Origin of the sequence: Pseudomonas sp. B21-021 (assembly GCF_024749205.1) — a bacterium.
GTDB lineage: Bacteria > Pseudomonadota > Gammaproteobacteria > Pseudomonadales > Pseudomonadaceae > Aquipseudomonas > Aquipseudomonas paraglycinae.
On sequence record NZ_CP087192.1, the window covers coordinates 4,755,525 to 4,770,873 of the forward strand.

Genomic DNA, 15,349 nt, shown 5'->3' on the forward strand with positions numbered 1-15,349 from the left:
CTCGCAAGGACTCCCATGAACAATCTCGTTTTTTCACATCTCACGGAGCTCGCCGCCGAACTGCTGCCCCACGCGCTGGAACCGTCGGAAGACGGCGCTCATGATCTGTCGCATCTGCAACGGGTCTGGCACAACGCGCGCACCTTGCAGGCCGAGGAAGGTGGCGACCTTGAAGTGCTGCTCGCTGCAGTGTTGCTGCACGATTGTGTGGCCGTGGAAAAGAACTCGCCGCTGCGTTCACAGGCATCACGCCTGGCAGCGGAAAAAGCCTCGAAGGTGCTGGCGAACATGCATTGGCCCGAAGCCAAAATCGACGCCGTTACCCACGCCATCGAGGCCCACAGCTTTTCCGCAAACATCGCCCCGCTCACCCTCGAAGCGCGACTGGTGCAGGACGCCGACCGTCTCGACTCCCTCGGCATGCTCGGCGTCGCCCGCACCTTTTACACCGCCGGACGCATGGGCAGCGCGCTGTACGACCCGCAAGATCCCGAGGCCCGGGAAAGGGACTACGACGACAAGCGATTCTGCCTCGACCATTTCCAGACCAAACTGCTGCACCTCGCCGACGGTTTCCAGACCGTTGCCGGTCAACGTCTGGCACAGCTCCGTCATCGACGCTTGAAAGGTTTCATGGAGCAATTCAAGGAAGAGATCGGCCTCGAAAGCGCTCAGCCCTTCTGAACCGTTCGTCGATCATCAGGCACCAATCTTTCACGAGGGCAGACCAAAAGGAGGTAAGGATTTCAATCACTGGAGACACCCTATGATCTCGTCAAGGTTGACTGCACTCGTATTCGCTACCCTCCTCAGCCCGGCGGTATTCGCCGCCTCGACCACCGCTGCCGGTACCGGGCCGACCGATCCGGTTACCCAGCCAAGAGCCCCCGCCATCAACAGTGCCCCCGGTATGAATACCGACGGTTCGGGTGTACCGCTGATCAATCAGCCACCCGCGACGGGAACCGATCCTCGCACCCAGGGCAGCGATCCCGGTCGCCAAGGCGGCATGAACACCCCCGACGCTCCGGCCGCCCCCGACAACGCCGGCCCCGGCGTCGGCTCGAAAACCACCACGGGTGGTTCGGGCTCTGAAGGCGCAGGACAGTGATCCGTGCTTCATCCACGCAACGTGTCTTATCCACTTCCTTGAAGAGGTAACCATGAACGTCGATAAAAACCTGGAAAAAGAAGTCCTCACCCGCCTGTTACATGCCCACCCAAGCGGCCTCGGCAAAGAGGTGCTGGACAATTATCGCGGCGAGAAAGTCGTGGCCAGTGCCCTCGCCGCCCTGCAGGAGCGTGGACTGATTCACCACGGACACATCACTTGCAATGAAGCCGGAGAGCATTCGCTGAATCTGCCGATCAAGCTCAGCGCTGCAGGGGTGGAAGCGGCGCGCAAGCTCGATACCTGACGCTTGCGGTCACTGGCGCAGGCAGTGTTCGAATGCATTGCCTGCGCCGGTTCATACCGAGATTCATCCAACCACCAGGAGACTCGCCATGCCTCGTGGAAGCAAAGCCAAATACACTGAAGAACAGAAGCGCAAAGCCGAACACATCGAAGACAGCTATCAAAACAAAGGGATGTCCAAGGACGAAGCCGAGGCCCGCGCCTGGGCGACAGTGAACAAACAGTCCGGCGGCGGCGAGAAGGCCGGAGGTTCCGGGCGTCGGAAACCGGCCAATGCCAAGGCCGAGGATCGCAAGGAATCAGCGCGGCGCGCGGCGGTGAGTCGTGAGGGACATTCGCGCGATAGCAAGGCTTCACGCGAAGTGCAGACGGTCGACAGTCTGCGTAAGGAGGCCCGGGAGCGGAAGATTCCCGGGCGTTCGTCGATGCGTAAAGATGAGTTGATTGCGGCGTTGCGCAGAGCCGGCTAGGTCCAGACTGGACGTAACGCCTGAAGGCCTTATCGCTGGCAAGCCAGCTCCCACAGAAATCAAAGTGCTCGCAAAAACTGCGCCCCCTACTGAAACCTGTGGGAGCTGGCTTGCCAGCGATTGCGATCGTTCAGTCAGTGCATTTTTTGCTGATCAGCACATCAACCTCCGCAGTGCCAGGAGCGGTCGCCGGGCCCCAGCGAGTGACCGCTAACGCAGCCGCAGCGTTGGCGCGCCGGGCGGCTTCGTGAGCGGCCAGTCCTTGTGCCAGCCCGGCGACGAATACGCCTGCATGCGCGTCGCCCGCGCCGTTGCTGTCCACCGCCTGCACCTTGAAACCCGGCACATGCTGGCGTTCGCCGCGCTGATGAATCCAGCAACCCTGCGGGCCATCGCGTACCACCATCAAAACTTCCTGTGGCAGATGCACGGCCAATCGGTCCAGCGCGGTTTCAATGTCAGCCGCGCCCGTGAAACGCAGCGCCTCGACGCGGTTGCTGGTCCACACATCAATGCGCGGCAGTAACGCCTGCATCATCGGTGAGTCCGGCGATTCCACCAGCGGACCTGGATCGAACACCACGTTGATCGTCTTCGGCAGCGCCAGCGTCCAGTCCAGCAACGCCTGGGCCTTGCCGCTGTGCAGCAGGCTGTAACCGCTGACGTAGACGTAGTCCCCCGTCTCGGCGGCGACGCTGTTCAGCTCCGCTGCCGTCACCTCACCTTCCGCGCCGATGTAGGAGATGAAACTGCGCTCGGCCGACGCATCGGTCAGCGCCACGCAGATGCCGGTGTCACGTTCTGCAGGTTGTTCGATGCCGATGCGGATGCCTTCGGCGTTCATCGCCTGCCGCGCCAGATCGCCGAATCGGCCGCTACCGTGGCGACCGAGATAGACCACCGGCAAGCCATTACGCGCGGCGGCAGCCATCACATTGAAGCCGCCGCCGGCTTCGAAACTGGCGGACTGCGCCAGCACGTCGCCGCCGATTTGCGGCAGCGCATCCACGGCCATGACCAGGTCGATGATGACCTGGCCGGTGTGCAACATCTTAGGCATGAGCATTCTCGGATTGCGCGGCGCGGCGATCTCTCGCCCCGCCGAGTACGAAGTAAATGCCGCCGGCGACCACGAACGTCACGATCCAGCCGAGGCCGTTGTGGCCCAGCCACGAATCGGACAGGAAGCCCTTGAACCAGACGTTCTCGGCGGTGGTGCCGATGGTGGTGAAACTGAAGCCCAGCACGATCGCGATTGCCCATGCGCCGAACGCGCGCCATTCGATGCCGCCGCTGTACCAGTAGGCGCTGCTCGGGCTGACGTCGAGCAGGTCTTTCGGGCTGTAGTAGTGACGGTGAATCAGGTCGACCACGAAGATCCCGACCCACGCGGTGATCGGCACTGCCAGCAGGGAAATGAAGGTGATGAACGGGCCGTAGAAGCTGTCGGCGATCAGCATGAAGTAGATCGAACCGGCGAATATCGCAACGATGTCGACCACTACCGCGTACACGCGCTTGACCTTCAGGCCGAGGGTCAGCGTGGTCAGGCCGGCGGAGTACACCGACAGGTTGTTCGACAACAGCAGGCCGCCGAATGCGGTGATCAGGTACGGCACGGCCATCCAGGTCGGCAGCATGTCGCGGATCGCCACGATCGGGTCAGTCGCCGACGCCAGGTCGTTGTTGCCCACCGACAGCAGGCCGCCGAGGGTGATCAACAGCACCAGCGGAATCCCCGCGCCGAACGCCGCCGAAGCGACCAGGCGCACGGCTTTGACGCTGCGATGCTGATAGCGCGACATGTCGGCGCCAGCATTTGCCCAGCCGATCCCGGTGCCGGCGGCCATGGTGCCGATGCCGATGATCATCGCGCTGATCGGCGCTGGTGTGGCGTTGAACACCGCGCTCCAGTCGATGGTCGCGCAGAGGAAGCCGCCGACCAGAATGTTCAGCGCGCCGAACACGTAGGTCGCCCACTTCTGGATCACCAGCAACGTGGCGTGGCCGAGGCCGGACACCGACAGGGTCAGCAGCACGAAAATCGCGATGAAGATCAGGGTCAGCACCGGCGCGCTTTTGGCTTCCACCGGCGAGCCGAACAGGATCGAGCACAACGACAGCAGCACGAATGCGGCCGTGGTGGTGTTGACGGTTTCCCAGCCCAGGCGCGACATCAGCGAGACCAGCGTCGGGCCGATATTGCCGCGCACACCGAAGATCGCCCGCGACAGGGTCAGGCTCGGCGCACGACCGCGACGGCCGGCAATCGAGATGATCCCCACCACCGCGAACGAACCGGCAGCGCCGAGAATCGCGACAATGATCGCCTGCCAGATCGCCAGGCCGCGAAAGGCAACCAGCGTGGCGCCCAGCGGCAGGCCGAGGATGGAAATGTTGGCAGCGAACCAGACCCAGAACAGTTGCAGCGGATGGCCGTTGCACTCGCCTTCCGGCACCGGCTCGATGCCCCGGGTTTCCAGTTGCCCGGCGCTTTGCCCGGCGTTCGATGAACTCATGAAAAATGCTCCTGTTTGCCTTTATTGTGGTTGTGGCAATGACGCAGAACGACGAGACATCCCGCCCTTCCTGGGCCTGTCTGCGCGATCCATTGCGGGTGAATATTCAGGGTTTGTGGTGCGCCTTTCGCGAGCAAGCTCGCTCCCACATTTTAATTTGTGGTGTTCACACAGCCCCTGTGGGAGCGAGCTTGCTCGCGAAGGCGTCAGTCCAATCAGCGCAAGGCCAAAAGCCCTGTCACCAACGGTTCCAGCTCCAGACCATTGACGGCCTTCACCGTCTCGATCATCGGCGCCGGCCAGCTCTGCAGACCCAGGCAGGCCCCGAGCATGGCGCCGAGAATCGCGGCGATGGTGTCGGTGTCGCCACCCAGGCTCGCGGCCATGCACAGCGCATCAAATGGCGTCATTTCACCGACCGCGACTTGCTGCGCGAGGGCGAACGACACCACCACCGATTCCTGCGACGCCACCGAGGTGCCGATCACGTCGTACAGCAGATCCGCGAGCAACACCGGGTCGCTCTCGACACTGATGCTGCGCGCCCAACTGATCCGCGAGGCGATGCGCCCGCCGGCCACCCAGTGGCCGTGCGATTCAGCTTGCTGGGCGATCTGCTGGCCGAGGTTCAGCGCCTCGCCCAGATCCAGACCGTTGATGCCGGCCGAAACCACCGCCGCCACCGCCGCCGCGCTGGAAATCCCCAGCGTGGTGTTGTGAGTGACCTGACAGGCCTGCACCACCGCCGCGATAAAGCGTTCGGGGTCGGCGACATCCGCCGCGATGCCCACCGGGGTGATGCGCATCGCTGCGCCGTTGGTGGTGCCATAACGCCCGGCCTCTTCCGGCGAATGGCCGGCGAGGATCATTTCGATCGCACGTTTGGTCGACGGGCCGAGCAAATCCTGCGAGCCCTTGGCCTGCATCTCGGCTTCCCATTCGATCAGCCGTTGCGCGAGCACCGCCGGTTCGATCCGGCCCTTGCCTTCAACCAGCAACTCGCCGACCAGAATCGCCTGTTCGGTGTCGTCGGTGATCGAGCCTTTGGGCATGTTCGCGGCAATCGGCTGCAAGGGGCCGGCGTCCTGCAGGTCGGTGATCTGGCCGAAGCGCTGCTTGATGGTTTCGCGGTTCAGGGATTGGGTCGGCATGCCCAGCGCGTCGCCGAGGGCCAGGCCGTAAAACGCGCCCAAGGCACGGTCGAGGGCGGTCATTTCGATTCTCCAAATTGCAGGTGCAGGCGGAAATGCACCGGGTCGAGCAGGCTTTCGACCTGTTCCATGAAACGGTTCTGCCGGTCGTAGGTGGTGCGCAATGCCTTGAGGAACACCGTGCCTTCTGGGCGGCCGAGCAGTTCGGCGTCCACGGCGTTGAGCGGTTCGGCACCGATCCACTGATCGCCGCGCTCGCCGATGTAACCGTAGGCGGCCAGGGTGATGGTCAGGGAGTTATCGATCAGGCCCACTCGCGGCAGGCTTTCCAGGCCTCCGCTGGCGGGCATCAGAGAGCGTTCAAGGGACACCGCCGTGCCGTCGTTGGAACGGCGGCGACGTTCGAGAAGAATGAATTGATCGGAGCCGAAACGCGCAAGCAGATCCGCACGTGTCACGGCCTCCAGACGCAGCACGTCGGTATTGATCATCGCCCCGCTGTCGGCCAGGGCCTGGGCCCAGCCGCTGCGCTGGTCGAGCACCACCCCGTCAAACGTGACGATGGAGCCGACCCCGCTTTGCGTGGCGATGTAATTGCGCCGCTTCAGTTCGGCCAGCGCTTCGCGCAACGTGCCACGGCTGACGTTGAATTCCTGAGCCAACTGATGCTCGCCGGGCAACAGAAAGCCGTCCTCCATGAGACCGCTTTCGATGCGTCGGACGAGCTCGTCGACCACCCGTTGTTTCTTGTCAAATCGTACCTGTCTAATCATGTACAAAGTGATACCCGAAACAAGACAGGGCGAGCAAGGAGTATTTATCTGGAAGTGACGGAAGGTTCGGTAGACAGGATGAACTGTGGGAGCGAGCTTGCTCGCGATAAGGCCTGCACATCCGACATCAAAGTGTCGGATCTACCGCTATCGCGAGCAAGCTCGCTCCCACAGGGTATTGCGGATTACCGTTGCTTGAGTCGGTCGATAACCACAGCCAACAACAAAATCGACCCTCGAATCACATACTGATAAAACGTGTCGATATTCTTCAGGTTCATCGCATTCTCGATAATCGCCAGAATCAACACCCCGGCAATCACATGCCGAATCATCCCGATCCCGCCACTCAGCGACACCCCGCCCAACACGCAAGCCGAAATCACCGTCAGCTCAAAACCCTGCCCGATCATCGGCTGACCCGAAGTCATCCGCGAAGCCAGAATCACCCCCGCCAGCGCACCGATCACCCCATGCACTGCGAAGATGATGATCTTCGTGCGATCGACATTCACCCCTGCCAGCAGCGCCGCTTCCTGGTTGCCGCCGATGGCCATGGTGTTGCGTCCGTAGGTCGTGTAATTCAGCAACCAGCCGAAAAACAGGAAGCAGACAATGGTGATCAGAATCGGCACCGGCACGCCGAACAACTGGCCGTTGCCGAACACGAAGAACGATTCCTGCGATACGCCCACCGCTTTGCCGTTGGCAAAAATGTAGGCCAGGCCACGGACGATCTGCATGGTCGCCAACGTCGTGATCAGCGCATTGACCCGCAACTTGGCGATCACGATGCCGTTGATCAGGCCGACGATCAGGCCCATCACCAGCGCCGCGCTGACGCCGAGAAACACGCTGTTGGTATCGCGCATGACCACCGCCGCAACCACGCCGGCGCAGGCAATCACCGAACCCACCGACAAGTCGAAATGTCCCGACGCCAGGCAATACAACATGGTGCACGCGGCGATCCCGGTGGTGGAAATCGCCAGGCCCAGGCCACGCATGTTCAGCGGCGAGAGGAAGTTGTCGATCAGCAAGGTGCAGGCGACAAAAATGCCCACCGCCGCCAGCAGCATCACCCAGTCATCGAGGAAGCGCCGCATATCCAGAGGTTTGCGCTCGGTCGGCAGGGTTTCGTTTTGGGTTGTCATCATAGTCACCTCTCAGTTCGCCACGCCGTCAGCGCGGTGGCGCGGCAAAGCCAGTTGCAGCAGGTTGGATTCGTTGGCCTGGTCGCGGCTGACTTCGCCACGCAGGGCGCCCTCGCACAGCACCAGAATGCGGTCGGAAATGCCCATTACCTCCATCAGATCGCTGGACACCACGATCACCGAAATACCGTCGGCGGCCAGGTTATGGATGATCTGGTAGATCTCGGCCTTGGCGCCGATGTCGATGCCGCGGGTCGGTTCGTCGAGCAGCAGGACTTTCATCGGCATCGACAGCCAGCGGCCGAGAATGGCTTTCTGCTGATTGCCGCCGGACAGGAACTTGATTTGTTGCCCGGCGTGGGGCGTTTTCACTTTCAGGGCCTTGATCTGTTTGTCGGCGTTGCCCTTTTCCCAGATCCCGCGCAGCAGGCAACCGAGACCGGAGTTCGCGCCACGCGCACTGATGTTGATGTTCTCGGCGACGCTGGCGAGCGGGATGATGCCTTCCTTCTTGCGATCCTCCGGACACAGCAGAATCCCGGCAGCAATTGCATCGCGGGGCGAACGCAGCTTCAGTTCATGGCCGCGCAATTCCAGGCGTCCGGCGGTGTTGCGCTCAAGACCGCTGAGCAGCCGGAACAGCTCGGTGCGCCCTGCCCCAACCAGTCCGAACAGGCCCAGAATCTCGCCTTTGTGCGCATCGAAACTGATCGGCTCGCGCAGGCCCGGGCCGAGCAAGCCATCGACTCTCAGCGCCACGGCACCGCGTGGACGACCGCGATAATCGTAGATGTCCTGAATGTCGCGCCCGACCATGCAAGTCACCAGTTGATCGTGGGTCAACTGACTCATGTCGTCGAAGGTGCGCACGTAGCGACCGTCCTTGAACACCGTCACCGCGTCGCAGATGCGGAACACTTCTTCCATGCGATGGGAGACGTAAAGCACGACTTTGCCTTCGTCGCGCAGTCGGCCGATGATCGCCATTAACCGGTCGATTTCCCGCGCCGAAAGGCTGCTGGTCGGTTCGTCAAAGGCAATCACATGCGCGCCACGGGACAGCGCCTTGGCGATTTCAACCAGTTGCCGCTGACCGAGGGACAGGCGTCCGACCTTGGTCTGCGGGTCGATTTCATCGGCCAGGCCTTTGAGGCAGGCCAAGGCTTGCTGGCGCAGCGCGCCGCGATTGATCAGGCCGAAACTGGCGGGCAGATGACCGAGGAACAGGTTCTCGGCCACAGTCATTTCCGGTACCAGATGCAACTCCTGGTGAATCACCGCCACACCGCTGCCGATGCTGTCGGCGGTCGACTTGAACGCCATCGTCCGATCGCCGATCTGCAGCTCGCCGCTGCTCGGAATGTAGGCACCGCCGAGGATTTTCAGCAGGGTCGATTTGCCGGCGCCGTTCTCGCCCATCAAGGCGTGGACCTGCCCGGGGTGGGCGACGAAACTGATGCCGTCCAGCGCCTTCACGCCCGGGAAGGTCTTGCCGATCCCGTTGAAACGCAGGCTGCCGCTGGCGCTGTGTTCTTGTGTCTGTACTTGCGCGTGCATTTAAGCCACCTCATCACACCGTTCAAGCGGCCCGGCTGCCCGGGCCGCCGCTGCCGTCAGTTCCACAGGCCGATCTTCTCCAGCTCCTGCTTGAAGTTGTCGCGGGTGATCAGGGTGACGTCGTCCATCGCGGTGTACTTCGGCGGTTCCTTGCCGGTGTTGACCCACTCGTACATCATCTCGGCAGTCTTGTAGCCTTCGATGTGCGGGCTCGGCAGCATCGAACCGTAGAAGCCGCTGTTGGGCTTTTTCAGCTCGCCGATGGCGTCGGTGCCGTTGATGCCGATACCGATCACGTTGGCCGCGGCAAACCCGGCGGCTTCGGTGGCGCGTACGCCGCCGAGCACGGTGTTGTCGTTCATGCCGCCGATGATCAGGTTCTTCGCCGCGCCCGGCAGCTTGACCAGCGCCGAGTTGGTGGCGTCCATGCTGCCCGGTACGTCGAGGGTTTTCAGGGCGGCGGTCAGAATGTGATCTTTCGGCATGCCCGCGTCTTCGAGGGCCTTCATCGAGCCGTCGGTGCGCTTCTTGCCGGTGTCGAGTTCGTTGTAGGTGTTGACCACCGCGTAGGTGTCTTTCCAGTCCCAGTTACGCTTTTTCGCCTCGGCGGCCATGGCGGCGCCCTGCTTCTGGCCGACTTCGAACGCGGCCATCCCGAGGTACGGCACGTCTTCCATGAACTTGCCGTTGGCGTCGACGAAGCGGTCGTCGACGGCGATGACTTTCAGGTCATTGAGTTTGGCCTTGGCCATGATCGCCGGGCCGAGGGACACGTCCGGCGGGCAGATGACGAAGCCCTTGGCGCCGTTGGCCGCGAGGCTGTCGATGGCCGAGAGGGTTTTCTCGCCGTCCGGCACGGCGATCTTGATCAGCTCGAAGCCTTTGTCCTTGGCAGCTTTCTCGGCGAAGGCCCATTCAGTCTGGAACCACGGCTCCTCAGCCTGCTTGACCAGGAAACCGATCTTCACCGGATCGGCGGCCAGCAGCGAACTGCTCAGGCTGAACGCAGTGACCGCCAGCGCGGTACTGCACAGGGTACGAATCCCGAAACGACGTTTCATAAGCAGACTCCTTGTTATTTTTCTTGAGCGTTATTTGAAAAGCGTTACAGCGGTCGAAGCGTTTCCCGCAAATCATGACGACAATAGTCATATCGTATGATGATTGGATTTCAGGCGGAACTTGCCACCTGAAATCCGGATTTTCAGTCGTGGTACATCACCGAGCGACCACCATCGATGGTGATGCACGAGGCGTTGATGAACGGCGCTTCATCACTGGCCAGGAACACGGCGGTCATCGCCACTTCAATCGGTTGGCCGATGCGTTTTGGTGGGTGCAGATCGAAGGCGCGCTGGCGTTCGGCGTGTGGGTCGGCGAAGCCGTTCCAGTAATCGACGTTGAGCTGGGTTTCGATGTAGCCCGGAGCGATGGCGTTAACGCGAATGCCCTTCGGCGCGTACTCGATGCCCAGCGCGCGGGTCAGCCCGAGCAAGCCGTGCTTGGCCACCGGGTACGGAAAGCAGCCGGGAATGATGTTTGTGGAATGGGTCGAGGCAATGTTGATGATGCTGCCGATGCCTTGCTCGATCATCTGCGGCAACACGGCTTTGCAGCCGTACCAAGCGCCGTCCAGGTCGATGGCGAAGCAGCGTTTCCAGTCTTCTTCGGTCATTTCCAGTGGATCACGGAACACGTTGACCCCGGCGCAGTTGACCAGCACGTCGATGCGACCGTGCAGCTCGATGGCCAGTTTGGCCATGGCGTGCAGATCCTGCTGACGTGATACATCGGCCTTGATCGCTTGCACATCGGCGCCCTGCTCGCGCCAGTGCGCGGCGACCTTCTCGACCTTTTCAGCCTGGATATCGCTGATCACCAGTTTGGCCTGCTGCGAGGCGAAGGTCGCGACGATTGCTTCGCCGATGCCTTGTGCGGCGCCGGTCAGCAGCACGACCTTGTTTTTCAGGCGCTCACCTTTCGGTGGCTCGGGCACCGGTGGCAGGGACAGAGGTTCAGCCATGAATCAGGACTCCTGTTCGAAAGCATAAAAAAACCGGGCATCTGACGATGTCCGGTCTGGAAGGCTTGTGGAACAAAACAGGCGAGCGCACGCCTCAGTACCTAAACGGCCCGAAGCGCTGACTCCGCTGTGGAGTGCGATGGAAATTCGCTGCATCACTTCACCTGTTTTGTTCTTTTTAAGTGTGAGTGCGTGTTACTGCTGGAGCCGACTATAAACCCGACCGCCGAATAATCTCAATATATAATTTTGCATCCCATATTTTGGGATTTAACCAGCGAATCGCGTACAGAGCTTTCCGGCGACGTCCACTCGCAAAGACAGCACGGCGCCATCCAGCGGGTGGTTCAACGGACTTTTGGCGCTGGTGATGTACAGGGTTTTCAGGTCGGCGCCGCCGAATACGCAACTGGTCGGGCGGCTGATCGGCAGGTCGATCTTGCGGTCGATCTGGCCATACGGCGTCAGGCGCAGCAGGCAGCTGCCGTCCCAGCGGGCGTTCCACACGTAGCCTTCGGCGTCCATCGCCGAACCGTCCGGGCCGCCGTTCTGATCGGCGCTGTACCAAGGCTGGGCAGTGTCGAGGTTGCCGTCGGTGTGAATGAAATAGCGATACAAGGTGCCGTCGAGGCTGTCGCCGAACAGCAGCGTGGTGCCGTCGTCGCTCCAGAGCAGCGTGTTGGGAATGCCCAGACCACGCAGCAATGGCGTGACGCGTTTATCCGGATCAACCCGGAACAGCCCGCCGGAGCGACGGGTGATCGGCAGATCCTCGCCCTGCTCGCCGATATTGTTTTGCATGGTGCCGAGCCACAAGCGGCCCTGGCCATCGCAACGTGCTTCGTTGGCGCGATTGCCCGGCTGCGGGTCGGCGACGCAGAACAGCGTCAGTCGCGGCTCAAGTCCGGGGGAATCGAGATCGAGCCGGTAGACGCCGCTGCTCAGGGTCACCAGCGCGTCGCCGCTGGCGCAAGGAATGAACGCCGAGACGTGCTCCGGCATCTGCCAGATCTGCACGTTCTGCCCGATCAGCCGCAGCGCCTGCTGGCCGGCGATGTCCACCCAGTACAGCGCCTGGGTCGGCGCATCCCAGAACGGGCCTTCGCCCAGTTGCGCCCGATGTTCTGTCACCGCAGTCCACGTCATGCAACCTCCTGTCTTGTTGTTTTTGTCAGCTGGCTTTTTTGTCGGCCATCACCTGCGGGTAGAACCGCTTGATGGCCAGGTCGGCATTGTCGATCAGGGTCATGCAGGCCCACACCCCGCGCGCGGCATCCCGGGCGGCGATGGCGTCGGCCATGTCTTTGTGGATGGGCAAAGTGCGGCGCAGTTCGTCAGGATCGGCCGCCGAGACTTCGAAGGACACGGCAAGCAGCGCGCCGAGGGCCGGCACCATTTGCTCGATGAATTGATTGTGGCTGGCGGCGAGAATGCATTCGTGGAAGAACTGGTCGGCGCGGTTGTAATCGATGCCGCTGTCGACCGCCCGCTCGAGCGCGTTGTAGGCCTGCTGCACGGCTTGGACCTGTTCGACGGTCGCCCGCTCGCAGGCCCAGCGCACTGCCATCGGTTCAATGGTGCGGCGCAGGTCGAGCAGGTCATCGACGAAGTTTTCCGGCAGGCCGCTGCGTGACAACCAGCCCACGACTTGCGGATCGAACAGGTTCCAGCGCTTGATCGGCAGCACCCGCGTGCCGACTTTCGGCCCGACTTCGAGCATGCCTTTGGCGACGAGGGTCTTGATGGCTTCGCGGATCACGGTGCGGCTGACCCCGAGCTGCTCGCCCAGATCGGCCTCGACCTTGATCGCCTGCCCGGGTTTGACCTGGCCGGCGGCAATCCAGGCGCCCAGCCAGTCAACCGTTGATGCGTGAAAACTGCTCGACATGGACACCCCGAAGCCGTTCGCTGTGGATGCCCACGCTAATCATCATACGATTAAGAGTCAACGACAAAAAACCGCAGCCTGCTTTCACAGACTGCGGTTTTTTTAAGGTTCGAGACCGATGCGGAAGAACTCGCCGCCGCTCCAGACGCCGAGCCAGCGCTGGCCATCGATTTCACGGCTGACTGCCAGTTCGACCAATTGGTAGAACACGTTGCGGTGGATTAGCGCTTCGAGGTTGGTGCGTACATGCACGTAAGGTGCGGGCTCTTGCGTGGTCGGATCGATCTCGACCCGGATCGGATGTTCCGCGCCGGCCTCGGTGGTTTCATCGACGTTGGTGGTGAAGCGCAGCACTTGCGCCTCACCCTCGCCTTCCACCTCGACGGCAATCGCCACGAATGGCGCGTCGTCGACCTTGATCCCGACTTTCTCAACCGGAGTAATCAGGAAATAGTCATCGCCGTCGCGGCGGATGATGGTGGAGAACAGCTTGACCATCGGCTTGCGCCCGATCGGCGTGCCCAGGTAATACCAGGTTCCGTCGCGGGCGATGCGCATGTCGATGTCGCCGCAGAAATCCGGGTTCCACAAGTGCACCGGCGGCAAGCCTTTGGTTTTGGGGATTTGCCCCAGCAGGTCATTGGCTTTTTGCGGGCCACTCATGGCGTACTCCTTGAATTACTGGTCCCCGACGCCCAGCAGGCTGCGCGCGTACTGCGCAAGCGGTGGGCCGATCAGGTCTTCGGGCTTGTTGTCGTGGAACGTCAGTAAACCGCCACGACTCTTGATCCGTGCAGTATCAATCAAATACTGGGTGCTGGTCTCGATCAACATGATCTGAATCACGCCGCCGTCGATACCGAGGCGATCCACTGCTTCCTGATCCAGCCATTCATCGGAGTTGCCGATGCGGTCGTCCGCCTTGGCGAAACGGGTGTACAGCAGGTAGTGGGCACCGGCGTCGCGAGCTTCGCCCATCGCCTGATCGAGGCCTTCCGGCGCGCGGGCGCGGCGGACCATCGGGAAGTATTCGACGAAGCCTTTGAAGGCCTCTTCGGCGACGACGTTGGGACGCGGGTAAGAACCACCCGGCGGCGCGAACGAGCCTTGCGCAATGTAGATGAACGAATCCGGCTGAATGCGGAAATTGTTTACGCGACGGCTGTCGCTGTGATCCAGCAGCCCAGCGTCGCTCATCTGGTAGCGAGTCCCTTCGGCCATGTCACTGACAGTCATACAGCCGCCCAGCGCCAAAACGGCCAGCAGCAAAACCAGGCTACGCATCCTAATCCTCCAGAAGCCGGTGACGGAAAACCGGCGAATGGCCGTAGGATGCAGCTTTTGCGCCAGTCCTTGGAAATGTGCAGGTATCCGCTTTGAAATAAGACTTTGTGGCTAAACCGGACTTAGCCGCCGATGATCTTCATAACGGTGGCGCCGCCGGAGAATGCGACTTCCTGCTTGTCGCCCAAAGCCTTGACCAGCAGTCGCTGCAACGCCGGCAGCGCTTCGTGACGCGGCTTGTCGAGCAGGTCACCGACGTAGTGGCGGTTGCTCGACGACAGGCAGCCATGCAGCCATCCGGTCGACGACAGGCGCAGGCGCGAGCAGGTTCGGCAGAACGGCACGCTTTCGTTGGCGATCACGCCGAAGTTGCCCCGACCGGGAATCGCATAGCGAACCGCCGTGGCGTCCACCGGCGCGTCGGTTTGCGCGTACTCGTAATGTTCGCCGATCAGGCTCAGCAGCTGTTGCAGGCTGACGAACTGTTGCAGGAAGGCATTGGAATCAGAGGCCAGGTGGCCCATGCGCATCAGCTCAATGAAGCGCAGCTCAAAGCCGCGCTCGAGGCAGTAATCGAGCAGCGGCATCACCTGGTCGAGGTTCTGTCCGCGCAACGGCACCATGTTGACCTTGATCTTCATCCCCGCCGCGGCCGCCTGATCCATGCCATCCAGCACGGTGGCCAGATCGCCGCCACGGGCAATGCTGCGGAACGCGCCGGCGTCCAGGGTATCGAGGGAAACGTTGATGCGTCGCAGGCCGGCATCGACCAGCAGCGGGAGTTTTTTCGCCAGGAGCTGACCGTTGGTGGTCAGGCTGATGTCTTCCAGGCCCATCCTGCCGACGGCGCTCATGAAGGATTCGAGCTTGGGGCTGACCAGCGGCTCGCCGCCGGTGATGCGCAGGCGCTCGATGCCGGCGGCTTCGATCAGATAGGCCACGCCACGTGCCATGGCCTCGGCCGACAGTTCATCCTGCGCAGCCACCAGCCGCTTGCCGTTGGGCACGCAGTAGGTACAGGCGTAATTGCAGGCTGAAGTCAGACTGATCCGCAAATTGCGAAAACGCCTGCCTTGACGGTCAACGATCATGAAGCACTCCGGCGATGGAAAA

General features: G+C 61.8%; 17 protein-coding genes. 4 read left to right on the forward strand and 13 right to left on the reverse strand.

The annotated features are described in order from the left end of the window. Positions 1 to 15 precede the first annotated feature (15 nt). From LOY31_RS21230 to LOY31_RS21245, 4 genes are all read left to right on the forward strand, one after another. The gene (locus LOY31_RS21230) at positions 16 to 684 is read left to right on the forward strand and encodes an HD domain-containing protein (protein WP_221533150.1); all 669 of its coding nucleotides are present in this window, start codon (positions 16 to 18) and stop codon (positions 682 to 684) included. Positions 685 to 766: 82 nt separating this feature from the next. Then, positions 767 to 1,111, forward strand: coding sequence for a hypothetical protein (locus LOY31_RS21235; RefSeq protein ID WP_039770633.1), 345 nt, complete (start codon positions 767 to 769; stop codon positions 1,109 to 1,111). A gap of 52 nt (positions 1,112 to 1,163) precedes the next feature. Continuing rightward, positions 1,164 to 1,418 carry a hypothetical protein gene (locus LOY31_RS21240; RefSeq protein WP_011335416.1) on the forward strand — a complete coding sequence of 85 codons (255 nt, stop codon included), beginning with the start codon at positions 1,164 to 1,166 and terminating at the stop codon, positions 1,416 to 1,418. Positions 1,419 to 1,506: 88 nt separating this feature from the next. After that, entirely contained in the window at positions 1,507 to 1,887 is a 381-nt protein-coding gene (locus LOY31_RS21245) for a Rho termination factor N-terminal domain-containing protein (RefSeq protein ID WP_085607302.1), read from the forward strand. 130 nt (positions 1,888 to 2,017) lie between these two features. Here LOY31_RS21245 and LOY31_RS21250 read toward each other — a convergent pair whose 3' ends face one another. From LOY31_RS21250 to LOY31_RS21310, 13 genes are all read right to left on the reverse strand, one after another. Beyond that, positions 2,018 to 2,947 (reverse strand): PfkB family carbohydrate kinase, encoded by a 930-nt coding sequence (locus LOY31_RS21250; protein ID WP_221533151.1) that lies wholly within the window; start codon positions 2,945 to 2,947, stop codon positions 2,018 to 2,020. Then, positions 2,940 to 4,406, reverse strand: coding sequence for a cytosine permease (locus LOY31_RS21255; RefSeq protein WP_221533152.1), 1,467 nt, complete (start codon positions 4,404 to 4,406; stop codon positions 2,940 to 2,942). The genes LOY31_RS21250 and LOY31_RS21255 overlap by 8 nt, the downstream gene beginning before the upstream one ends. Before the next feature lie 215 nt (positions 4,407 to 4,621). After that, on the reverse strand, positions 4,622 to 5,620 hold the full coding sequence (locus tag LOY31_RS21260) for an ADP-ribosylglycohydrolase family protein (RefSeq protein ID WP_007950831.1): 999 nt from the start codon (positions 5,618 to 5,620) through the stop codon (positions 4,622 to 4,624). After that, positions 5,617 to 6,330: a GntR family transcriptional regulator gene (locus LOY31_RS21265; protein WP_085607311.1), complete on the reverse strand. Its 714-nt coding sequence runs from the start codon at positions 6,328 to 6,330 to the stop codon at positions 5,617 to 5,619. Before LOY31_RS21265 ends, LOY31_RS21260 begins: the two co-directional genes overlap by 4 nt. A gap of 185 nt (positions 6,331 to 6,515) precedes the next feature. Beyond that, the gene (araH, locus tag LOY31_RS21270) at positions 6,516 to 7,484 is read right to left on the reverse strand and encodes an L-arabinose ABC transporter permease AraH (RefSeq protein WP_011335422.1); all 969 of its coding nucleotides are present in this window, start codon (positions 7,482 to 7,484) and stop codon (positions 6,516 to 6,518) included. Between the two features lie 12 nt (positions 7,485 to 7,496). After that, entirely contained in the window at positions 7,497 to 9,041 is a 1,545-nt protein-coding gene (gene araG, locus LOY31_RS21275) for an L-arabinose ABC transporter ATP-binding protein AraG (protein ID WP_221533153.1), read from the reverse strand. A 56-nt stretch (positions 9,042 to 9,097) separates the two neighbouring features. Next, entirely contained in the window at positions 9,098 to 10,102 is a 1,005-nt protein-coding gene (locus tag LOY31_RS21280) for a substrate-binding domain-containing protein (RefSeq protein ID WP_221533154.1), read from the reverse strand. A gap of 143 nt (positions 10,103 to 10,245) precedes the next feature. Next, the gene (locus LOY31_RS21285; RefSeq protein ID WP_011335425.1) at positions 10,246 to 11,064 is read right to left on the reverse strand and encodes an SDR family oxidoreductase; all 819 of its coding nucleotides are present in this window, start codon (positions 11,062 to 11,064) and stop codon (positions 10,246 to 10,248) included. Between the two features lie 270 nt (positions 11,065 to 11,334). Continuing rightward, on the reverse strand, positions 11,335 to 12,210 hold the full coding sequence (locus tag LOY31_RS21290) for an SMP-30/gluconolactonase/LRE family protein (protein ID WP_221533155.1): 876 nt from the start codon (positions 12,208 to 12,210) through the stop codon (positions 11,335 to 11,337). A 25-nt stretch (positions 12,211 to 12,235) separates the two neighbouring features. Continuing rightward, positions 12,236 to 12,952: a FadR/GntR family transcriptional regulator gene (locus LOY31_RS21295; protein WP_007950814.1), complete on the reverse strand. Its 717-nt coding sequence runs from the start codon at positions 12,950 to 12,952 to the stop codon at positions 12,236 to 12,238. A gap of 102 nt (positions 12,953 to 13,054) precedes the next feature. Beyond that, positions 13,055 to 13,615 (reverse strand): DUF1285 domain-containing protein, encoded by a 561-nt coding sequence (locus LOY31_RS21300; protein WP_221533156.1) that lies wholly within the window; start codon positions 13,613 to 13,615, stop codon positions 13,055 to 13,057. A 15-nt stretch (positions 13,616 to 13,630) separates the two neighbouring features. Then, a complete protein-coding gene (locus LOY31_RS21305; protein WP_007950810.1) occupies positions 13,631 to 14,236 on the reverse strand; it encodes a DUF4823 domain-containing protein in 606 nt (201 codons plus the stop codon). Positions 14,237 to 14,358: 122 nt separating this feature from the next. Then, entirely contained in the window at positions 14,359 to 15,327 is a 969-nt protein-coding gene (locus LOY31_RS21310; protein WP_085607317.1) for a GTP 3',8-cyclase MoaA, read from the reverse strand. Positions 15,328 to 15,349: the final 22 nt, after the last annotated feature.